Raw genomic sequence first — 20,330 nt, forward strand, 5'->3', positions numbered from 1 at the left:
CAAAACGAACGGCGCGTGCCCCCAAAGGAGGCACGCGCCGTCGGACGTTTTGAAGCGTTTGAAGCGTTTGAAGCGTTTGAAACCTAAGCCTTAGCTGAACAGCTCGCTCTTGGGTTCGTTGTTCTTGACCTTCTGCCATCCGAGCCACAGCACCAGGGCGAAGAACGGAATGGTCGCGAGGGTCCACAGGCCAAGCAGGAAGACCTCGCCGGTTTCCTTGTCGGTTATGGAATCGAAGCCGATCAGCACGGTGATGGCCAGCAGGGCGATGAGACCCACCCAGCTGGTCCACGGCGAACCGGGCATCGGCAGGCTGGAGACGTTGCCACGCTTCTTCCGGAGGGCAATCTGGCTTGCGAAGATTGACCCCCAAGTGAAGATCACGCCGATGGACGCAGTGTTCAGCGCGAGGTCGAATGCGTGCGAGCCACCCAGCCAGATGTTGAGCAGGATGCCTACGAGGTAGACGCCACCGATGGCCAGGATGGCCGCGTACGGCACGTGGCGTGTGGACATCTTGGTGAGCCACTGCGGGGCGTGGCCGTTGTTGGCCATGGTGCGGAAGATGCGGCCGATCGAGTACAGGCCCGAGTTGCAGGAGGACAGCGCGGCGGTGATGACGATCATGTTCATGACATCGCCCATCCAGCCAAGGCCCATCTGGCCGAACACGGTAACGAACGGCGAGGTGCCGGCCACGTACTGGTCAGACGGCAGCAGCATCGCGAGGAGCGTCACCGAACCGACGTAGAAGACCACAATACGGACCACGACGGCGCGGATCGCCTTGGGAACTTCGCGCTCCGGGTTTTCCATCTCGCCGGCAGTGATACCGACAAGCTCAATGGCGTTGTAGGCGAAGATCACGGCGTTGAGGACCAGGATCATCACCAGGCCACCCTTGGGGAACATGCCGCCGTCTTCGTGGAACAGGTTTGCCACGGACGCGTTGCCTTCGCCCACCTTGGCATTGGTGACAACCATGAACGTGCCAACGGCCAGGAAGATCACGATTGCCGCGACCTTGAGGCAGGAAGCCCAGAATTCGAACTCACCGAACGCCTTGACGCTGAACAGGTTCACGGCCACCAGCAGCACCAGTGCAGCGATGGCGGAGAGTTCAATGGGCACGTTGGGGAAGAAGAACTGGAAGTACAGGCCGATCGCGATGAGCTCAGCGATGCCTGTCATGGCCCAGTTGATGAAGTACATCCACCCGGAGAGGAAGGCGCCCTTCTTGCCGAACATTTCGCCGGCGTAGCTCACGAAGGAGCCGGAGGTCTGGCGGTACATGATGAGTTCACCGAGGGCGCGCATCAGCAGGTAGGCGATGACGCCGGCAATGGCGTAGGAGAAGATGAGGGCCGGGCCGGTGGAGGCCAGACGGCCACCGGCGCCCATGAACAGGCCGACGCCGATTGCGCCACCCATGGCGATCATGGTGACGTGGCGGCGGCTCAGGGTCTTCTGATATCCCTCGGCGCTGAGGTTGGAGTCCGAGGCTGCGGATGAGGCCTCGGAAATCTGGAGATCTGTGGGAGTACTTTGCGGCACAGCTGTTCCTTGTGGGTTGGGGTGTTGCTGTAGGTGTTACGCCAGTGCCGGAACACGGGCGGCTTTGGCACACATAATTCGAGCTTTTCCCCGTTAGAGGGTCCGAAGTGTGACAAAGAACGCAGAACGCCGAAGCTTCGCGCAACCCGTCTATCTTACGGGATTAACCGGAATGCCCGTGACGCAGGCAACAAGGGCCTGTGGAAAAGCGCCTCTCAGGCCCGCTTCAGGACGATGTTCCCGGCCTCATCTGCGAAGACTTCGTAAGACCGCAAGGGCTTGGCGCCCGTAGTGGAACATCCGCTTTCCAGCTCGAAGGCGTGCTGGTGGAGGGGACACATGACCACGTTGTGGTCGATGGTGCCGTCGGCGATCGGGCCACCTTTATGGGGGCAGACACCCGAGACAGCCCGCAACGATCCGTCCCGTAACCTGAACACCGCCACCTGCTCGCCGTCCACTCCGAAGGCCCGACCCTCCCCGAACGGAATTTGGTCAACTGGTCCTAAGACGCGCTGAACGTTCGATTCGACGGCGGGCACGGACTGCGTGCTCATCGGACAGGCACCTGCGGCAGCACGGTCAACGGCAGGGAGGTCCGGAACTGCCCGGGAGTGAGTGGATCATCGCGTTCGCTCCAAGGGTCGGCATAGGCATCCACCGAAGCTTGCATGGCTGCATCCAATCGGCTGGCGATACCCTCTGAGTCGTCCAGAATGACTCTCCGGAGGTGTTCAATGCCTACGCGTGGCACAAAAGCGTAGGTTCGTTCCAACCAGTTGGCGTTCTCCCGGTAGTACTGCATAAACCGGCCCACCAGGAGGGTGACCTCTTCGGGTGTATCCACGGTGACCAACAGATCTCCCTTGCGGATGTGGGCACCGGCCGCTCCACCCACATAGATCTCCCACCTGCCACCTTCCACCGCCACTACGCCGACATCCTTGACCAGCGACTCGGCACAATTGCGCGGACAGCCCGAGACGGCGAGTTTCAGTTTGGCCGGTGCCTCAATTCCCTGGAAACGAGACTCCAATCCAATACCCAAGCCGGTTGAGTCACCCGTTCCAAACCGGCAGTAGTCCTTGCCAACACAAGTCTTGACGGTCCTAAAGCTCTTGCCGTAGGCGTATCCGGACCGCATGTCCAGATCAGCCCAGACCTGGGGAAGGTCCTCCTTGGGCACCCCCAGCAGGTCGATCCTTTGCCCGCCTGTCAGCTTGATCATGGGAATTCTGTGTTTCTCCGCGACGTCGGCAATCCTCCGGAGCTGCTGGACCGACGTCACTCCGCCTTTCATCTGCGGGACAACCGAGAACGTGCCGTCGCGCTGGATGTTGGCGTGCACGCGGTCGTTGATGAAACGGGCATCGCGTTCGTCAACATACTGATCCGCCAACATCATTTTCAGGAGGGACGCAAGGGCCATCTTCGATTTAGCGTCCTCAAGCCCTCCCGGCGCGAGCTCCGCAAACACCTGGGAAACGGACCGCAGCCCCCGCGCCCGGATCTCAGCCATCAAAGCGGCCTTATCCAGCGGAATTCCTGGTACGTAGAAGCTCGCTGCCGGATCTTCCTCCACAGCCCCACCCGCGGCCCATTCCACCACCTGCCTGACCATGACCTTGCAGGAGCCGCAGCCTTTTCCGGCCCGTGTGGCGTCCATGGCCGCCGCTACCGAGGTGCAGCCACCCTTCACCGCGGCAACAAGGGCCCCTTTGGAAACCCCGTTGCAGTTGCAGACCTGCGCGTTGTCAGACAGTTCGGCCACGCTCTCCTCTTCACCCGGTGAGCCGAGATCGAACATCAGCGATAGCCGCTCCTCCGGGAGGGGCAAGCCCTGATCAAAAGCCTGGGTAAGGTAGGCCACCTTCCGGTTATCCCCCAACAGCGTGGCGCCCACCATTTTGTTGTCGCGGATGACGATCGACTTGAACACACCCCGGCTGGGTTCCGAGAACACGATGTGTTCATCCGTCTCCCGCTCCGGCCCGGCAAGCCCCATGGACGCAACATCGACGCCGGCCACCTTCAGTTTGGTGGCGGTACGGGAGCCCAGATACACCGATGAACGATCCACCCCGGTGACTTGGTCGGCCAGCACGGCGGCCTGCTCCCACAGTGGCGCCACCAGTCCGTACACCTCGCCGCGGTGCTGAACGCACTCCCCTACCGCGAAGATGTCATCTTCATCCATGACGCGCAGATGGTCGTCCACCACAATGCCTCGCTCCACGGCCAGGCCACTCACGACGGCGACATCCACGTTTGGCCTGATGCCTGCTGTAACCACCACCATGTCGCAGTCGAGCTGGCGTTGATCGCGGAGGCTCACTCCGGTGATTCGCTCCGTACCAAGGATCGCCGTGGTCCGGCTTCCGGTATGCACTTCGATGCCCAGCGCCTCGACGCTCCGCCGCAGTATTGCACCGCCGTCGGGCCCTAATTGCGCATTCATGAGATGCCCGCCGGAGTGAACCACCGCAACGTCCATTCCGTTGGCCTGCAAGCCGTGGGCGGCTTCCAACCCCAGCAAGCCGCCGCCGATCACCACTGCCCGGCTATGGTGCTCGTTGTTGGCGAACTGAATCATCTTCCGGGTATCGTCCAAGGTCCTGAACGTGAAGACGCCGTGCCTGACGGCGCCACTGGGGGCATGGGCACCCTCCATGGGCGGCAAGTGCGAGCGGCTGCCGGTCGCGATGACCAGGTCGTCGTAGGGCTCCACGCGGCCGTCCGCGGCAAAGACGTGCTTGCTGAACTTGTCGATGCGGTCCACCCGGACACCTGCATGGAGGGTGATGTTGTTCTGCTGGTACCACGTAATAGCGTTGAGGAAGATGTCCGCATCGCTCTCCTCACCGGAAAGGACATGGCTAAGCATGATCCGGTTGTAGTTCCCATAGGGTTCGTCGCCAAACATGGTGATGTCGAAGAGCTCGGAGCCACCTCTGGCCAGGATTTCCTCCACCGTCCGGGCGCCAGCCATGCCGTTGCCGATAACCACCAGCCGCCGGCGCATCAGTGTTCCACCATCCCGAGGTCCACCACAACCGAACCCCTAACGCCTGCAGGTGCCACGATAAACAGCTCGATCACCGATCCACCTTCAGTGTCTTCAACAACCCGCAGCGGAATGTGGACGTCGCTTTTGGCCCCGATGGGGAAGTAACGCATGGGGACGCCGTCGCGCATGAGGACCACGGTGATGAGCTCAGGACTGGAATTACCGCCGCGGAAGTACAGAGTCTGGTTCACGACGCCATCCGGAACAAAGTGCGCCAGCTCGCTGTGGAGCGGGACTGGCTTTTCCATGCCGATGCCTTCGAACGGGTAGATGCCCTGGAGAAAGAGGTTCTGGATGATCACGGAAGTTCCTTTCGCCGGCTTCCTTCCATGGTGCTCCGCCCGTGTTACGGGACGCCCGCCGCCGTGTTTCGGCTTGCACGACAGGCAGTAACGATCGCTTTGCGGGCGCCTCACCAGACGGCTCTACAAGAGCGGCTATTAGGCGCCGCACCAGCCTGGGCAACGGCCCGTGCTACAGCAATTCGCCGCCCTGCATCCCGTACCGTACCCAATGTCCGCCCGTACCGACCGGACCGCGGCGGTGTTCGACGGCGACATCGGCGCGTGCGCAGCGGTCAAACCACTCCCCCAGGGCACGGTCGTGGCTCACGATCACCAAGGTCCCCTCGAATGAAGAGAGCGCTGCCTCCAACTGTTCCACCAGCACCGGCGCCAAGTGGTTGGTGGGCTCGTCCACGATCATGGTGTCGTAGCCGCCCAGAAGAAGTCGGGCAAGGGCGAGCCTACGCCGCTGCCCGGCTGAAAGACTCCCGACGGGGACATGGAACTCAGCCGGCCGGAACAGCCCCAGTCGCAGCAAGCCCTCAGCATGGTCGTCGATGTTCCCGCCCAGCCCCGCGGCGAACGCAGGAAGCATGCGCAGCCCCGGCCGGGAGGGCACCTCCAGTTCCTGCTGCAGGTAACCCACGCTGCCGTTCACCGTGACGGACCCGGTGGTTGGCTCCAGCGTCCCGGCAAGGATCGACAACAGCGTGGATTTGCCCGCACCGTTAGGTCCGGTGATGAGCACTTTTTGTCCGGCTTCCACCCTGAGGTGGGTGGGCTGGAGCCGGCCGGGTGCGCTGATGCCGTGAGCTTCCAGCGCGGCTTCGGACGCCGCCAAAGCTGTAACTCCCAGCGGTGCTGCCAGTTTCAGCGGCACGGGCGGCCGGTCCACCGGATTGTCCTCGAGCCTGCGGAGCCTCTCCTGGGCATTGCGGACCTTGCTGGCCGCCGCCCGCTGCCACGTTCCCGCTTTGAAGTCGAAACCCATTTTGTCGTTGTCGCGTTTGCGCCCGTAACCCATACCGTCTGCAACGGTTTCGGCTTGAAGGCGTTCAGCGGCCATGGCATCGAGCCACTGCTCGTACTCCTGAATCCACCGCGCGCGTTCGGCGGCCTTCTCCCGGAGGTAGCCTTCGTAACCATTCCCGTAGCGGTTCACGGACCGACGGTCAGCGTCCACCTCAATAATGGTGGTGGCGACCTTCCTCAGCAGGACACGGTCATGCGATACCACCACCACCGTTCCGCGGTGCGCAGCCAACCGCGACTCGAGCCAGGCAGTACCACTCGCATCCAGATGGTTGGTGGGCTCATCCAGGAGCAACGCTTCGGCTGGATCGGCCAGCAGGCAGGCGAGCGCTACCCGCTCCTGCTCGCCTCCGGACAAAGATCCAAGCGTTCGACGGCGGTCCAAGCCTCCCAGCCCCAACTTGTCCAGCGCTGCTTCCACCCGGGACTCGGCGGCGTAGCCCTCACGGAGTTGGTATTCGGTTTGCAGGCTTCCGTAGAGCTCGAGTTCTTCAGAATCAGCGTCGGCAAGGCCGGATTCCAGTTCCAGGATGCGAGCCTCCAAGGAACGTAGGGAAGCCAAGGAAGTGTCTATGGCATCTCCCACGGTCAGCGACTCGGAGAAACCATGCGTTTGCGCGAGGTATCCCACGCGGTAGCCGAGGTTGCCGGATAAACCTGCCGTGCCGTCGTCGGGCGTTTCAACGCCGGCCAGAAGCCGGAGCAGGGTGGATTTGCCAGCGCCGTTTTCGCCGACGACTGCCACGTGTTCGCCGTGGTGGATGGCAAGGTCAACGGCGTGGAAAAGCTCGCGGTCCCCGTAGCCGTGGGAAACGCCGGAAAGGTGAAGGTGGTCAGTCAAGAGGAATCCTCGCAGGTCCGCAGTGGGTGGCAGAAAGCCGTGTGGGTACTGGGGATGCAGCCTCCAAGAAGGGCTGCGCTCAAGACTTCATCGCTCCAGACTGCCCGGCGGACGCCATCCCGTCAAGCCACGACACCATGAGTGACGCCAGTAGAAATTCAACAGTATTGATATGACACCACTATGGTGTCAAAATGGTGTCATGCAGCTAAACCAGTACGCCGCCACCCTCAAGCACCAGCTGGAAATAGTGGCCGAGGCTGGCGGCCCGGAAGTACGGGCCCTCAGTGAGCGGCTAACCGCGGCGCTGGAATCCACCGTACGGATGGTCCTCCTCGAGGCCCTTTCCGACGCCGCCAATGAAATCACCCTGGAGTTGGCGCCCGGCTCCGTGGAGGTCAGGCTCCGGGGCCGTGACCCCGAGTTCGTGGTCAGCAACCCGCCCAGCGACGGCGACTTCGAAGCAATGATCGAACAGTCCATACGGGGCACCATAGCGTCGGAAGACTTCGACGGCGCAAGTACTTCACGGACCACGCTCCGCCTTCCGGACCAGCTGAAGCAGCAGGTCGAAGCAGCAGCAAGCCATGACGGCCTGTCCGTGAATTCCTGGCTGGTCCGGGCCGTCGCCGATGCCATCAACGGACGCCCCTCAAGCAAACGCGGTACGCGCGGCGAACCCGGCGAGCAGAACTTCACAGGATGGGCACGGTAATGGCAACCTTCCAGACGCCGCAGCCGATCGCCGTCGTCGTGGACGTTTCCGTACGTGCCGACATCCGGGCAGTTGCGCGGGACGGCAAAGACACCGTGGTCAACGTCCGGCCCCGCAAGGAAAAGCGCAGCCTGGACGTCAGGATGGCCGAGCAAACCTCTGTGGACTTTTCGGACGGCCGCTTGCAGGTCAGGCTTCACCCCGGATTCCGCCACAGCTGGTTCAGCGACGGCGGCGCGGTGGAGATCACAGTGGAGGTTCCCATCGGCAGCAGCCTGGAGCTGAGGTCCGCAATGGGAGACATCCGCTGTGACGGTGAATTCGGCGCTGCCGATCTAAGGACCGACCTAGGCCACATCAACATCGACCAGTGTGGCCAACTGCGAGCCCACACTGACATGGGCGACATCACGGTGGAGCACGCCTCGGGCAGGTCCCGGATAAAGACCGGCTCAGGCAAAATCCGCATCCGGCATATCGACGGAGTTGCCACCGTAAAAAACGGCAACGGCAGCACGTACATCGCACATGCTTCCGGAGAACTCAGCGTCAGCGCAGCCAATGGCGACATTTCGCTGGAGCGGGCCGGCCTTTCCACTACTGTCAAAACGTCCAGCGGTGACATCACGGTGGGCGAAGTGGCCGCCGGTAGCCTTACTGTTCAGACCGCTGCCGGCGCACTGGCCGTTGGTGTGCGTGAAGGCACGGCCGCCTGGCTGGATCTCAGCACGAAGTACGGGCGCGTGCGTAATGCCCTTCAAGCCACCAACGGACCGGGCGACACCGCGGACAAGGTGGAGATCCGCGCCCGCAACGCTTATGGCGACATCGCAGTGACCCGGTCGCCAGTCAGCGCCCGGTAGCCGTGGCTACACCGTGGCGACGGCCCGCTTCCGGCGGGCCTTGGCGAGTCGCGTACCAATTAACCCCTGCCGCGGACTGAAAAGATACACGGCGCCGAACACCACGCCCTGGGTGAGGACCACCATGGCTCCCGACGCCGTATCCAGGTAGTAGCTGAGGTAGATGCCAGCCACGGAGCACACCACGGAGATCACTGGGGCAATGACGAGCATCCGGGAAAAGCGGTCGGTCAGCAGGTACGCCGTGGCGCCTGGAATGATCAGCATGGCCACCACCAGCACCACGCCCACAGTCTGCAGGGCCACCACCGATGTCAGCGCCAGCAGCCCCAGGAGCAGGGCACCGAGCCTGCGCGGCGACAGGCCAATTGCGTGGGCGTGCGTCGGGTCGAAGGCATAGAGCGTGAGGTCGCGGCGCTTGAGGATCAGGATCGCAAAGGCCACGACGCCAAGGACCACTACTTGGATAAGGTCAGGGACACTGACGCCCAGCAGGTTTCCGAAGATGATGTGGTTGAGGTCAGTCTGGCTAGGGGTCACGGAGATCAGCACCAAGCCCAGCGCAAAGAGCGAAGTGAACACGATACCGATCGCCGCGTCTTCCTTGACGCGGCTTGTATTCCGAACTACCCCAATCAATGTCACCGCGATCAGCGCGAATACCAACGCGCCCAATGCGAACGGCGCACCAACGATGTACGCGAGAACGACGCCGGGAAGCACCGCATGCGAGACAGCGTCGCCCATGAGGGACCAGCCGATGAGGACCAGCCAGCAGCTCAGGACAGCACAGACAACGGCAGCGATGGCCGTTGTTGCCAGGGCACGGACCATGAAGTCGTAGCTGAGGGGTTCCAGCAGGAATTCCACGGCCTAGCCCCTGTTCATGACGTCGAGGCCGAAAGCCATGGCCAGGTTTTCCGGTTGGAGCACAGTGTCGGGGCTTCCATGCATGAGGACCTTGCGCATCAGCAATACTGCTTCATCGCAGAGTTGGGGCAGGGCATGGAGGTCGTGGGTGGAGATGAGGATGGTGGCACCGTTGTCGGCCAGTTCGCGAAGGAGCCTGGTGATGGTGGCCTCTGAGCGTTTGTCCACACCCGCGAACGGCTCGTCCAGCAGCATCATCGTGGCACCTTGGGCGATACCCCTGGCCACGAATGCGCGCTTCTTTTGCCCACCGGACAACTGCCCGATTTGCCGGTCGGCGTACTCGCTCAGCTCTACTCGTTCCAAGGCATGCTCGACGGCGTCCCTGTCCGCCTTGCGGGGCCGGCGCGTGAATCCCAAATGCCCGTAGCGGCCCATCATCACCACATCCCGGACGGAAAGGGGGAAAGCCCAGTCAACGTCTTCGCTTTGGGGGACGTAACCGATGCCGGCGTCCTTGCGCATCTTTACCGGTGGTTCGCCGTTGATGAGCACTCTGCCGGAATCGGGCTTCACCATGCCCATGATGACCTTGAACAGGGTGGACTTGCCGGAGCCGTTCATACCCACCAGCCCGCAGATCCGCGAATGTTCCAAGCTCAGGGAGGCAGAGTCCAAGGCCAGAACCTCGCCGTAATGGACGGTGACGTTCTCAACAGCGATCGCGGGAGTGCTCATGGCGTCCCTCCGGTGAGTGCGGTGGTGATGACTTTGGCGTCGTGACGCATGAGGTCAAGGTAAGTGGGAACGGGTCCGTCCGCTTCGGAAAGAGAATCGACGTAGAGCGTGCCGCCGAACTTGGCGTCGGTGGCACCCACTACCTGTTGCATCGGAGCGTCTGACACTGTGGATTCACAGAACACCGCCGGAACCTGATTGTCCTTGACGAACTCGATGGCCCGCGTAATCTGCTGCGGCGTGGCCTGCTGCTCAGCATTCACGGCCCAGATGTAGACCTCCTTGAGGCCGGCGTCGCGAGCCAAATAGGAGAAAGCGCCTTCGCAGGTTACCAGCGCCCTCTGCTTCTCCGACAGGACGGCCAGCTTGGACACCATCTCGTCCTGCACAGTCTGGAGCTGGGCGTTGTAAGCCTTTGCATTGGCTTCAAACTCGCCAGCGTGGGAAGGATCCAGCCTGGAGAAAGCCTTGGCCATGTTGTCGGCGTAGATCTGGACGTTCTTGGGCGACATCCACGCGTGGGGATTCGGCTTGCCCTGGTAGGAATCCTCGGCGATGGGCATGACCTCCACCCCGTCGCTCACTACCGCGTGCGGCACATCGAGGTCTTCAACGAACTGGGCGAACCACGCCTCGAGATTAAGTCCGTTGTCCAGGATGAGATCGGCTTGGGCGGCTTTACGGATGTCGCCCGGGGTTGGCTCATAGCCATGGATTTCAGCCCCGGCTTTGGTGATGGACTCTACGCGTAGCTTGTCTCCGGCAACATTCTTGGCGATGTCTGCCAAAACCGTGAAAGTCGTGAGGACCACGGGCTTGTCATCGTCTCCCGCAGCGGAGTTCCCACCGCAGGCGGAGACTCCCAGGGCAAGGGCGATTGCGGTCAGGACAGCAGCGAAACGGCGGACATCTTTGGCGCGCCGAAACGGAAAGTTAGGCATACCGAAAAGTGTAGCCAAGCAGGGGCCATGCAGCAAAGCTAGGCTGGTCACATGGGCACTCTTTCCACCAAGGCACCTTTGTACAGATTCACTGCCCTGGATGCCATTGCCGTGGCAGCATATGTGGGCCTTACCGCCTACTTCCTGCTGGCTGGGCAGTCGCTCAATCGGCTGATGCTTGAGCTGTTTGCTGACCCGGCCACAGCGTCCTATGCCGTCAACGCGATCTTTTATGCCGCCGTCGGAATATTCGCTGTGGCATCCGCTTGGCGGGTGGCGGGCCGAGACCTTCGAATCCTGGGCACCCGGCCGTGGTTCACGGTGGGCATGGTCCCTCTGACGTTGGTGGTAATGCTGATTCTTACCGCCATCCTGGTAGCGGCGTTCGGGACAGCCCAAAGCTCCGAGAATCAACTGGGCATTCAAGGCATGCTGCAACAGGTGCCAGCGTGGCTGATGGTGCCCTTGCTGGTCATCCTGGGCCCGTTCGTGGAGGAATATCTGTTCCGGCACCTCCTGATCGGCAAGTTGTCGCAGTACCTGAACATCTGGGTTTGCTGCGTGATCTCCGTGGTGGTGTTCTCGGGCATCCATGTTGTGGGCCGCGAAGGATTCGCTTTGCCTGCCCTGGCCCCGTACTTGGGGATGGCCGTGGTTCTGGTGGCCGTTTATGTCTGGACGGGCAAGAACCTGATGTTCTCCTACTTTGTCCATGCCGCCAAGAACCTCATGGCCGTGGTCCTGATCTATGCGGTGCCGCCCGAACTCCTCCCCAACTAGGTCGCAGATGAGGTCGTTCTCAGCCCTGAAAACGACATGATCTGCGACCTACTTGGGGAACCCGGACGGAAGATGACCGCAACCCCCTACCCAGCCGCCCGCCGTCGGGAATAGCTTGAAAAGCATGACACTCAACATCCAGGTAGTAGTCGATTGCAAGAAGCCACACGAACTCGCCGATTGGTGGGCTGAGACCCTCGAGTGGAACGTCGAGCCGCAGGACGAAGCGTTCATCCGGTCCATGATCGAACAGGGTTACGCCACCGAAGACCAGACCATCACTCACAACGGCAAGCTGGTGTGGGCGGAGGGCTGCGCGATCGTACCCGCCGAGGACACGGACCCCAAGACCGGCCGGCGGATCCTGTTCCAAACAGATCCGAACGAAAAGTCCGTCAAAAACAGGGTGCACTGGGACGTCCGATTGGACGGCCGGGACAAGGACGACGTGCGGAAACAGCTTGAAGCGCGCGGTGCCAAGCACCTGTGGACCGCCAATCAGGGACCCCACGAATGGCACACCATGGCCGACCCCGAGGGCAACGAGTTCTGCATCAGCTAAGGCCATTACTAGACTCGGACTGTGAACAACCAACTCCCTGCCAAGGTTTCCGACGTCTTTGACCCCTCACGCTGGCGCACAGTTTCCGGCTTCGACGACTTCAAGGACATGACCTACCACCGGCAGGTTGAGCGTTCAGCGGACGGCACAGTCAAGGACCTCCCCACGGTCCGGATTGCCTTCAACCGGCCCGAGGTCCGCAACGCGTTCCGCCCGGGTACCGTGGACGAGCTCTACCGGGCAATGGACCACGCCCGCATGACGCCCGACGTCGCCACGGTGCTGCTCACAGGCAATGGACCTTCGGAGAAGGACGGCGGACACTCATTCTGCTCCGGTGGCGACCAGCGAATCCGTGGCCGGGACGGCTATCGCTACCAAGTAGAAGGCGCTGCAGGTGACTCCGCCGAATTTATCGACCCCGCCCGCGCCGGGCGCCTCCACATCCTGGAAGTCCAGCGGCTCATGCGGACCATGCCCAAGGTGGTCATCGCCGTCGTCAATGGTTGGGCGGCCGGCGGGGGCCACTCACTGCACGTGGTCAGCGACCTCACCATCGCCTCGCGCGAACACGGCAAGTTCAAGCAGACGGACGCAACCGTAGGAAGTTTCGACGCCGGATACGGCTCGGCGCTGTTGGCCCGCCAGATCGGGCAGAAAGCCGCGCGGGAGATCTTCTTCCTGGCCCGCGAGTATTCCGCGGAGGACATGGTCAGGATGGGCGCCGTGAACGAGGCCGTTGACCACTCCCGCCTCGAGGAAGTCGCCTTGGAGTACGCGGCGGACATCGCCCGCCAGTCACCGCAGGCCATCCGCATGCTCAAGTTCGCTTTCAACCTGGCCGACGACGGCCTGGCCGGCCAGCAGGTCTTCGCAGGTGAAGCCACCCGTCTCGCATACATGACCGATGAAGCCGTGGAGGGCAAAGAAGCGTTCCTCCAAAAGCGCGACCCCGATTGGTCCAACTTCCCCTACTACTTCTAGGACCATCGTGAACATCGATCCTATTTTGAAAGCCCTGATGGCCGCCCTCCATGGCGAGGGACCCGCTGTCGAAATCGTGATGGATGAAAACGGCGAGCCGCAGGTTGTTCCGGTGGAGACCGGCGTCGAAGAGGCAGCTGTGCTGGTCCGCACCTCCGGTTCCACGGGCACGCCCAAGGCAACCGTACTGACGATCGACGCCCTCGCAGCATCCTCTGTTTCCACCGCTGTGGCCCTGCGCGGCGAAGGACAGTGGTTGCTGGCACTTCCGCTGCAGTATGTGGCCGGGGTACAGGTGCTGGTCCGCTCGCTCTACGCAGGCACGCGCCCCTGGGTCATGGACCAGTCGAATGGCTTCACACCCGAGGCCTTCACGGCCGCCGCAGAGGAACTGACGGACAAGATCCGTTTCACTTCCTTGGTGCCCACGCAACTGCAACGGCTCCTCGACTCCCCCTCGCCGGAAACCCGGGCCGTGCTGCGCCGCTTCAACGCGATCCTGCTGGGTGGCGCTCCGGCTTCCGCTGAACTCCTGGCCGCCGCCCTCGCGGAGGGGCTCAACGTGGTGACCACCTACGGCTCAGCCGAGACGTGCGGTGGGTGCGTTTACGACGGCGAGCCATTGGACGGCGTCGAGGTCCGCATCGGTGAAGGCGAACTGGAAGGCCGCATCCTGCTGGGTGGCGACACCGTGGCGGCGGGCTACCTGGACGCCGCCCGCGCCTCGAAGGCAGCATTCTTCGAAGAAGACGGCGTTCGCTGGTACATCACCGGCGATCTGGGCGAACTGTCCGACGACGGCAAGCTCACCGTGCTGGGGCGCGCCGATGACGTGATCATCACCGGAGGCGTCAAAGCCTCCGCCGCTTACATCCAAGGCAAGTTGGAAGAGCTCGACGACGTCACCGCGGCTTTCGTAACCGGTGTCCCGTCGCGGGAGTGGGGCCAAGCTGTGGCAGCTTACGTTGCCGTGACTGACCCGTCGCCCGCGGGCATAAAGGGTTTCACAGCCCGCCGGGAGGAAGTTCTGGGAGTCCTGGCACCCAAAACGGTGTTCGCTGACAAGGAATTGCCGATGCTTCCCAACGGAAAGCCGGACCGCATGGCCATGATTGAACGGCTTTCCGAGCTGCATCAGGGACAATAGACAAGTTCTTCCCTCCGCCCCCTGACTAAGATCAACCGCGAAATACACGAGGTACTACACGTGGCGACAGCTGCACAATGGATTCAAGGAGCCCGGCTCCGCACACTGCCCGCGGCCATCGCGCCGGTCCTCATCGGTTCGGCAGCGGCGTACGAGCTCCACGCTTTCCGGCTGCCGAACGCTATCCTGGCAGCACTTGTGGCTCTCCTGCTTCAAGTTGGCGTGAACTACGCCAACGACTACTCCGATGGCATTCGCGGCACGGATGAGGACCGTGTGGGCCCGCTCCGTTTGGTCGGTTCAGGCGCCGCAAAACCGGAGCAGGTGAAGTGGGCTGCCTTTGCGCTGTTCGGGGCGGCGATGATTTGCGGCCTCATCCTGGTGATCATTACCCAGGCGTGGTGGCTGATCCTGGTGGGTATCGGCTGCATCCTGGCCGCGTGGGGCTACACCGGAGGCAAGAACCCCTACGGCTACCTCGGCCTGGGCGACGTCTTTGTTTTCGTGTTCTTCGGACTTGTGGCCACCCTTGGAACCACCTACACACAGGCCGGACAGGTCAGCCTCGCCGCGGTGATCGGTGCGATCGGTACCGGGCTCATCGCCTGCGCGTTGCTGATGGCCAACAACGTCCGGGACATCCCCACGGATGCGGCGGCTGGAAAGCGGACCCTGGCAGTCCGCCTCGGTGACCGGCATGCCCGCGAAAGCTACGTTCTGATGCTGGCTGTGGCCATCCTGCTGGTGATCGTCCTGGCACCCACCAAGCCGTGGATGCTGATCGTGCTGCTGCTGATTCCGGCCTGCCTGATGCCGGCCTGGCTCATGGTCAACGGCAAGAAGCGCAAGAGCCTCATCCCGGTTCTCAAGCAGACAGGCATGATCAACCTTGGCTACAGCCTTTTGTTCTCGCTGGGACTGATCCTGAGCCGCGGCTTCTAATGTTTGTACAAGTAACGCCCCTAAGAAGCTTTCTTAGGGGCGCTACTTATATACAAAAGTTCTAGGCAGTGCCCGGGCGTTTGTCGTTGTTCACGGCGATGTCCGGGTTCTTCTCCACCAAGCCGTCCTCGACGGCGGCGTCTTCAACCTCACCGGCAGTACGGATGGGCTTGGCCCGCCCGGAGAACCGCTCGCGCATGGCTGCCGTGGCGGCGTCGCGCTGTTTCTGGAAGAACAGGTAGCTGATAGCGAAGGCAATCAGCCCGGCGAAGACCACAGCCAGGATCCAGCCCACCCCCATAAAGGCGAACAGCACGAACAACGGCACGAACAGCGCCAGACGGATGAGGGAATACTTCAGGAAAGCCACCATCCAAGTTTAGCCGCCCGGATGGTTGCACTCTGATCACAGCCGAAACAGGGCGTCCAGTGATCGGCTTCAGGCGACTAGACTTGGTGCATGCTCCGGGTTGTAGGCGTCGTTATCGTTCTTGTCATCTTCGTCTATGCCCTGGTGGATGTTATCCGCACGGACGGCAACCAAACACGCGGCATCTCCAAACCCGCGTGGATCATTGTGATGATCCTCCTGCCGCTGCTGGGAGCAATACTCTGGTTCATTTTCGGCCGGCCCTACGGCAAGCCCACTGCCAAGCCCGTACGCCGACAGCCCACAGCCCCGGACGACGACCCCGAATTCCTGCGAAACCTGGAAACCCGCCGGCGTAACCAGGCTGAAGAGGATCGCCTGAAAAAGCTCAAGGCAGACCATGACGCCAAGGACAGCGAAACGGGCAACAAGCCAGACGACGGCAGCGGCGACGCCAAAAACAACAGCTTCAAACCCGGCGATGCCAAGCGCAGCGAGCCGGATCCCCATGACACGGACGAGCTGAAGTAGGCAAACATGGCCCAGCAAGCTGATGGATCACGGCAGTCACCTTCCTCCACACCATCAGTCAGTGGGCCCGCATCATCCTCCGCACCGCCCCCACGCCCAGGTATTTCACTGTCCACGCCGCCGCCCATAGCGGCGGTTGTTCGTCCTCCAGGACCTGCACGTTGGTCCCGCACTCTATGGGTGGCCAGCTTCGTGGCGGGAATCGCCGTCTTGGTAACAGGCTTTCTCGGCCGTGACTCCCACTTCGAACGCCTGAAAGGCGTTATCGCAGGCATGGTCCCCGACGGCGACGCCGACGCAGTAGAGGGAGCCACCGCCGTCGTGTTCCTGGGAAGCCTCACCATGCTCGCGCTGGTAGTAGCCATGGAAGCTGTCCTGTTGGCGGTCCTCTTCAAACGCCGCATCTGGGCTCGCTGGGCCCTGGCCCCGTTGGTCCTTCTCCATGCGGTGGTTACAGTCATTACTGCCGACTTCGTGGTGGCTCCCGGCACGGACGGTGTCCTGACGATCGTGCTGTTGGCGGCCCAATTCATCCTGGCCGCAGCCGCCCTGATCCTCCTGTTTCTCCCCTCCACCACCACCTGGTTGCTTAGCGAACGAGTTGCTTAGCGAACGGCGGGCATAGCGGCCAACATCCCCTCGCAACTGCGAATGACTACGCGGCATGCGTCCAATGCTGCCGGCTCCGTGAGGGGGTTCTCCGCGAGCAACCGCCAACGGCTCAAGCTGTTTCGCGCTGCCACACTTATCTGCTCCGGGTTTGCCTCCGCATCCAAACCCAACCTCAGCGCTGGCGTGCTGCCACGGCCACCCACCAGCCGCTCAGCCTCCGCCGATTGCCCCGGCGTGAGGCTTAGGCCTTCGGTCCGGAGCGTTGCCAGGAGTTTCAATTCCCGGAACTCGTGGGCGCCCGTTCGAAGCTTTTCCACGTTGGCTTCCAGGAGCAGCGCGACATCCCTGCGCGAACTGCGCAGCAGCGTTTCCAAACCTACGACGGCGGCACGCGCCTTGAGTGCGTCCGCTCTCGTTTGGAACAGACAGGCGATGTTGTCCAGCAACTGGCCAAGCCCGCTACGGCGCGCCAGCTCATGGGCAAGTTCCGTCGGATTGCTGATACCACCCCGGATCAGGGCAACACCAAGACGGATCCCGAACAGGCCGAACCTTTGAACGAGGGACGCTTTTGCTGCCGCGCCCAGACCCTGGGGGTCACTGGACCGGACAAAAAGGTCCGCCGACAGCATCAGCCTTTCCCGCTGGTTCCTCTCCATCTGCGCCAACAGTTTCATGGCCTCGAAATCGGCCTGGCGCAATGTTCGCGAACTTTGCGCCAGCAGGCCGGCAACCGGGACAACACCCAGGGCAAGGGGCCTGAGGTTCTGGTCCCGGCTATATCTGTCAGCGATCACTGCTGCGGAAATGAGGGAATCGATCCTTCCCGCGCCGATCTCGTCAGCCCGGGACAGGACCGCCAAGGCGTTGACAGTCCCGGATTGACCCGCGGCCGTGTCCTTGAAGGATTCAAGGAACCGGACATCCGAGGCGTGGAGATGCCGCATGAGATAGATGACGGCATCGGCGGCCATGGGGGCATCTTCGGGGAGGAGGAACTCCGTGGAGCGGCCTGACACATCCTGGGACAGGGAGGCGATGCCCGGGGTATCAATCAGGGTAAGCTCCCGGAGGCTGGCAGATGGCCAGTCCACCACCAGCCGCTCCACGTCCTCGGCCCGGATATCCCCCATGTTGAAGACCAGCCGGCCGTCTTCGCGGGTGACAGGGAGCGCTGAGGGCCCCCCGATGATCGGATGGAGCGTGATCCTTGGCGTGTGTCCATAGCGGTACCACGTGACGATCCGGGTGCATTCCCCGGCGTCGGTGGGCGCGATTTCTTCCCCGATGATCGCGTTGAGGAGGGTGGACTTGCCGGCCTTGACCATACCCGCCACGGCTATCCTCAGAGGACCTTCCAGCCTGTCTTCCAGCTCCTCCACCACTGCGAGCGCCGCTGCGTCGTCGTGGAAGGCTTCCCGTGCTTGCCGGAGCAGATCCGCGACTCCGGCGATGCCCGGCTCGATCATCCTGCCGGCACCGAGGACGGCGCTGTTTGGGGCCGCGCTTCGGGGGTGGCATGGGTTTCGGGTTTGGCCTGGGGCGTGGGGCCCGCCAGCGGCGCTGGCGGTTCTTCCTGCAGTTGCTGAGAAGCTTTGGCCAGGGCGTCCACTACCTTGAGCTGATTCCGTATGCCTTTGATTCTCGTGTCCCGCTCAACGGCGTAGGTAGCTGCCGCTTTCTGCGCGGCCGCCACGGACTCCGTCAGCGACCGGTGGTGCTCTTCGGCGATCTCCGTGAAGTGGTCCCGTGTGGCACGCTGAACCAACCGCAGCCTGTCCTTGAGCTGCTTTCCCACTTGGAACACAACATCGTCCACGTGCTTCCTGACCAGGATCTTGGCTTCTGCTTGCCGTTGCTTGAGCCTGGCCTCTTTGTCTTCCCGGTAGGCTTTCCGTCCCAGCATCAGTCCGGCCCCTACAGACAGCGGGTTGATAAGGGCCATCCCAAAGATGCCAGTCAGCAGGCCAAACATCAGCACGCCCCCGTAGGACCCGCGCATCCCGATCAGCACCTTCTGCAGCGGCCCAAGCTTGCCGTCTTCCATGTCCTGGATGTCTGCTACAGGGTCCAGTACACCGCCAGTGTCGGCCACCTTCAACGCGGGGAGGGCCACCTCATCTTCTGAGAAGTGCTCCGCCACTTGCGTTGCCAACCATTGGGCACGCTCGCTGGTCCACACGAAGGTATCCGATACCGCTGCTGCCGTGCTCTGCTCCAACCACTGCGTGAACTGCTCCCAAGCGGGTCCCGGATCGCCTTGATCTATGGCAATTTCGGCCTCGCGTTGGATCCTGCGCAGCCTGTCCCTCAGGTCATATTCCATATCGGCTATGAGGTCACCTATGCCATCGTTGAGGGTTATCTGCCAACGGGCCGAGCGTTTGCGGAGGGCATCGGCGTCCTCCTTTGCCGCGTTCAAGCCGGCGATCATCTGCGGAGTTCCGGCGGGATTCTCCAAGGCTGCCAACTCCGATTCCAGGGCAAGCCGGAGGTTTTCGCTGACGGTCAACAGGTCATTGCTCACGGATTTGCGTTGAATCCGGGCCGCTCCGCCCACAATGTTGTTCCGCAGGTGGGCGATCAATGCCGGAAATCCTGATTCGGCGTTCAGCTCAGGGTCCTGCAGCCGCGCCGCATGGAGTCGCAACTCCGACGACACTGGAAACAACGGAATATCAGGGCCGATGTCGTCAAGGTGATTCCGGTCCAACTCCTCGATCCGGCGCCAACTCGGATACAGGTCAGTCTTGGACAGCACGCACAGGACGTTTGGGCTGATGCGCATGGCTTGGCGCAGGAATCGCATCTCAGGCTCGGTGAATTCCTGGGAAGCATCGGAGACGAACACCATGGCGTGCGCCGAAGGCAGTGCAGTCAACGTGGTCAAGGTGTGTGTTGAGCCGAGGCCACCAACGCCCGGAGTGTCCACAATCATCAGTCCGCCGGTCAGCAGTTTCCGGGGCAGGGAAACTTCGGCCGCCACGATGTTCTTCGAGTTGCCCGGGTTGCCCTTTTCGGAGACGTATTCCGCAAGGTGCTCCAGCTGCACCGGTTGCCGTTCCAGTCCGCTTTCCGGCCCGCTTGCGTCCCGTTCCGGGTCCGTACCATGCTCGCCGGGGACAAGGACAACGGCCGACGCCGGGTCCCCCTGACGGACGACCGTTGGGACGGAGGTGGCAATGTCGTCATCAACCGGGCACACAGGCGCGTTAACCAAAGCGTTGATGAGCTGGCTCTTACCCTGTTTGAACTCACCCACCACCATCACGCGAACGCTGGGATCCCGCAAGCGGTTGAGGGTATTTTCCAGTCGGCGCCGAAGGTCGTTCCGGTCCCCCACCAGCGCCATGCCCTGCTCAACCAACGCGGTCATGTGTCCTGTGTCCGCCACCATCTGTCCTTTGCTTGACTGCCTCGGCCTTGAGGCCATGAAGTGCCCGGCAGACGTTGTGGCGCCTGCCGGGCACTGCTGGGGGTGTCGCGTCTTCGATCGT

20 protein-coding genes are annotated in these 20,330 nt (G+C 62.3%); 9 read left to right on the forward strand and 11 right to left on the reverse strand.

Annotated elements, in window-relative coordinates; genetic code table 11:
- Window positions 1-90 precede the first annotated feature (90 nt).
- The 5 genes from ACIQTW_RS06490 to ACIQTW_RS06510 all read right to left on the reverse strand — a co-directional run bounded on the left by ACIQTW_RS06490 (window position 91) and on the right by ACIQTW_RS06510 (window position 6,778).
- Window positions 91-1,554, reverse strand: a complete 1,464-nt coding sequence (locus ACIQTW_RS06490) for an amino acid permease (protein ID WP_402935031.1) — start codon at window positions 1,552-1,554, stop codon at window positions 91-93.
- Between the two features lie 215 nt (window positions 1,555-1,769).
- Window positions 1,770-2,111: a Rieske (2Fe-2S) protein gene (locus ACIQTW_RS06495; RefSeq protein ID WP_402935034.1), complete on the reverse strand. Its 342-nt coding sequence runs from the start codon at window positions 2,109-2,111 to the stop codon at window positions 1,770-1,772.
- Entirely contained in the window at window positions 2,108-4,576 is a 2,469-nt protein-coding gene (gene nirB / locus ACIQTW_RS06500) for a nitrite reductase large subunit NirB (RefSeq protein WP_402935037.1), read from the reverse strand. The genes ACIQTW_RS06495 and nirB overlap by 4 nt, the downstream gene beginning before the upstream one ends.
- Window positions 4,576-4,923, reverse strand: coding sequence for a molybdopterin oxidoreductase (locus tag ACIQTW_RS06505; RefSeq protein ID WP_309076228.1), 348 nt, complete (start codon window positions 4,921-4,923; stop codon window positions 4,576-4,578). The genes nirB and ACIQTW_RS06505 overlap by 1 nt, the downstream gene beginning before the upstream one ends.
- Window positions 4,924-5,095: 172 nt before the next feature.
- The gene (locus ACIQTW_RS06510; protein WP_402935041.1) at window positions 5,096-6,778 is read right to left on the reverse strand and encodes an ABC-F family ATP-binding cassette domain-containing protein; all 1,683 of its coding nucleotides are present in this window, start codon (window positions 6,776-6,778) and stop codon (window positions 5,096-5,098) included.
- Between the two features lie 202 nt (window positions 6,779-6,980).
- On the opposite strand from ACIQTW_RS06510, the gene ACIQTW_RS06515 reads away from it, so the two are divergent.
- Together ACIQTW_RS06515 and ACIQTW_RS06520 are read left to right on the forward strand one after the other, a co-directional pair.
- On the forward strand, window positions 6,981-7,493 hold the full coding sequence (locus ACIQTW_RS06515; RefSeq protein ID WP_402935044.1) for a histidine kinase: 513 nt from the start codon (window positions 6,981-6,983) through the stop codon (window positions 7,491-7,493).
- Window positions 7,493-8,356 (forward strand): DUF4097 family beta strand repeat-containing protein, encoded by an 864-nt coding sequence (locus tag ACIQTW_RS06520; RefSeq protein WP_402935047.1) that lies wholly within the window; start codon window positions 7,493-7,495, stop codon window positions 8,354-8,356. Before ACIQTW_RS06515 ends, ACIQTW_RS06520 begins: the two co-directional genes overlap by 1 nt.
- Window positions 8,357-8,362: 6 nt before the next feature.
- Here the strand turns inward: ACIQTW_RS06520 and ACIQTW_RS06525 are convergent, their stop codons facing one another.
- The 3 genes from ACIQTW_RS06525 to ACIQTW_RS06535 are packed head-to-tail and all read right to left on the reverse strand — an operon-like array spanning window position 8,363 to window position 10,905.
- On the reverse strand, window positions 8,363-9,226 hold the full coding sequence (locus ACIQTW_RS06525; protein WP_402935050.1) for a metal ABC transporter permease: 864 nt from the start codon (window positions 9,224-9,226) through the stop codon (window positions 8,363-8,365).
- Window positions 9,227-9,229: 3 nt separating this feature from the next.
- Window positions 9,230-9,964, reverse strand: coding sequence for a metal ABC transporter ATP-binding protein (locus tag ACIQTW_RS06530; RefSeq protein ID WP_402935053.1), 735 nt, complete (start codon window positions 9,962-9,964; stop codon window positions 9,230-9,232).
- Window positions 9,961-10,905: a metal ABC transporter substrate-binding protein gene (locus ACIQTW_RS06535; RefSeq protein ID WP_402935056.1), complete on the reverse strand. Its 945-nt coding sequence runs from the start codon at window positions 10,903-10,905 to the stop codon at window positions 9,961-9,963. Before ACIQTW_RS06535 ends, ACIQTW_RS06530 begins: the two co-directional genes overlap by 4 nt.
- 51 nt (window positions 10,906-10,956) lie before the next feature.
- Here ACIQTW_RS06535 and ACIQTW_RS06540 point away from each other — a divergent pair, with 51 nt between their 5' ends.
- The 5 genes from ACIQTW_RS06540 to ACIQTW_RS06560 all read left to right on the forward strand — a co-directional run bounded on the left by ACIQTW_RS06540 (window position 10,957) and on the right by ACIQTW_RS06560 (window position 15,320).
- Window positions 10,957-11,685, forward strand: a complete 729-nt coding sequence (locus ACIQTW_RS06540; protein WP_402935059.1) for a lysostaphin resistance A-like protein — start codon at window positions 10,957-10,959, stop codon at window positions 11,683-11,685.
- A gap of 124 nt (window positions 11,686-11,809) precedes the next feature.
- A complete protein-coding gene (locus ACIQTW_RS06545; RefSeq protein ID WP_402935062.1) occupies window positions 11,810-12,247 on the forward strand; it encodes a VOC family protein in 438 nt (145 codons plus the stop codon).
- A gap of 21 nt (window positions 12,248-12,268) precedes the next feature.
- Complete coding sequence (locus ACIQTW_RS06550) at window positions 12,269-13,231, forward strand: 1,4-dihydroxy-2-naphthoyl-CoA synthase (protein WP_402935065.1); 963 nt, start codon at window positions 12,269-12,271, stop codon at window positions 13,229-13,231.
- 7 nt (window positions 13,232-13,238) lie between these two features.
- Window positions 13,239-14,378, forward strand: a complete 1,140-nt coding sequence (locus ACIQTW_RS06555; protein ID WP_402935068.1) for an AMP-binding protein — start codon at window positions 13,239-13,241, stop codon at window positions 14,376-14,378.
- 60 nt (window positions 14,379-14,438) lie between these two features.
- Complete coding sequence (locus ACIQTW_RS06560) at window positions 14,439-15,320, forward strand: 1,4-dihydroxy-2-naphthoate polyprenyltransferase (RefSeq protein WP_402935071.1); 882 nt, start codon at window positions 14,439-14,441, stop codon at window positions 15,318-15,320.
- Window positions 15,321-15,381: 61 nt separating this feature from the next.
- Here ACIQTW_RS06560 and ACIQTW_RS06565 read toward each other — a convergent pair whose 3' ends face one another.
- Window positions 15,382-15,693: a DUF4229 domain-containing protein gene (locus tag ACIQTW_RS06565; RefSeq protein ID WP_402935074.1), complete on the reverse strand. Its 312-nt coding sequence runs from the start codon at window positions 15,691-15,693 to the stop codon at window positions 15,382-15,384.
- Between the two features lie 87 nt (window positions 15,694-15,780).
- Between ACIQTW_RS06565 and ACIQTW_RS06570 the strand changes: the two genes are divergently transcribed.
- Together ACIQTW_RS06570 and ACIQTW_RS06575 are read left to right on the forward strand one after the other, a co-directional pair.
- A complete protein-coding gene (locus ACIQTW_RS06570) occupies window positions 15,781-16,221 on the forward strand; it encodes a PLD nuclease N-terminal domain-containing protein (RefSeq protein WP_402935077.1) in 441 nt (146 codons plus the stop codon).
- A 180-nt stretch (window positions 16,222-16,401) separates the two neighbouring features.
- Window positions 16,402-16,830 carry a hypothetical protein gene (locus ACIQTW_RS06575; RefSeq protein WP_402935079.1) on the forward strand — a complete coding sequence of 143 codons (429 nt, stop codon included), beginning with the start codon at window positions 16,402-16,404 and terminating at the stop codon, window positions 16,828-16,830.
- On the opposite strand, the gene ACIQTW_RS06580 is transcribed toward ACIQTW_RS06575, so the two are convergent.
- Both ACIQTW_RS06580 and ACIQTW_RS06585 read right to left on the reverse strand, forming a co-directional pair.
- Window positions 16,827-18,302, reverse strand: a complete 1,476-nt coding sequence (locus ACIQTW_RS06580; RefSeq protein WP_402935082.1) for a dynamin family protein — start codon at window positions 18,300-18,302, stop codon at window positions 16,827-16,829. The two genes, ACIQTW_RS06575 and ACIQTW_RS06580, sit on opposite strands and share 4 nt — an antisense overlap.
- Complete coding sequence (locus ACIQTW_RS06585; RefSeq protein WP_402935085.1) at window positions 18,299-20,209, reverse strand: dynamin family protein; 1,911 nt, start codon at window positions 20,207-20,209, stop codon at window positions 18,299-18,301. Before ACIQTW_RS06585 ends, ACIQTW_RS06580 begins: the two co-directional genes overlap by 4 nt.
- Window positions 20,210-20,330 lie beyond the last annotated feature (121 nt).

Origin of the sequence: Paenarthrobacter sp. NPDC090517, assembly GCF_044769165.1 — a bacterium.
In the GTDB taxonomy this organism is placed as follows: domain Bacteria; phylum Actinomycetota; class Actinomycetes; order Actinomycetales; family Micrococcaceae; genus Arthrobacter.

Coding starts and splice junctions, on each gene's coding strand:
- ACIQTW_RS06495 (WP_402935034.1), bottom strand. CDS start 2,111: ATGAGCACGCAGTCCGTGCCCGCCGTCGAATCGAACGTTCAGCGCGTC.
- ACIQTW_RS06585 (WP_402935085.1), bottom strand. CDS start 20,209: ATGACCGCGTTGGTTGAGCAGGGCATGGCGCTGGTGGGGGACCGGAAC.
- ACIQTW_RS06545 (WP_402935062.1), top strand. CDS start 11,810: ATGACACTCAACATCCAGGTAGTAGTCGATTGCAAGAAGCCACACGAA.
- ACIQTW_RS06520 (WP_402935047.1), top strand. CDS start 7,493: ATGGCAACCTTCCAGACGCCGCAGCCGATCGCCGTCGTCGTGGACGTT.
- ACIQTW_RS06570 (WP_402935077.1), top strand. CDS start 15,781: ATGCTCCGGGTTGTAGGCGTCGTTATCGTTCTTGTCATCTTCGTCTAT.
- ACIQTW_RS06535 (WP_402935056.1), bottom strand. CDS start 10,905: ATGCCTAACTTTCCGTTTCGGCGCGCCAAAGATGTCCGCCGTTTCGCT.
- ACIQTW_RS06540 (WP_402935059.1), top strand. CDS start 10,957: ATGGGCACTCTTTCCACCAAGGCACCTTTGTACAGATTCACTGCCCTG.
- ACIQTW_RS06515 (WP_402935044.1), top strand. CDS start 6,981: ATGCAGCTAAACCAGTACGCCGCCACCCTCAAGCACCAGCTGGAAATA.
- ACIQTW_RS06530 (WP_402935053.1), bottom strand. CDS start 9,964: ATGAGCACTCCCGCGATCGCTGTTGAGAACGTCACCGTCCATTACGGC.
- nirB (WP_402935037.1), bottom strand. CDS start 4,576: ATGCGCCGGCGGCTGGTGGTTATCGGCAACGGCATGGCTGGCGCCCGG.
- ACIQTW_RS06565 (WP_402935074.1), bottom strand. CDS start 15,693: ATGGTGGCTTTCCTGAAGTATTCCCTCATCCGTCTGGCGCTGTTCGTG.
- ACIQTW_RS06580 (WP_402935082.1), bottom strand. CDS start 18,302: ATGATCGAGCCGGGCATCGCCGGAGTCGCGGATCTGCTCCGGCAAGCA.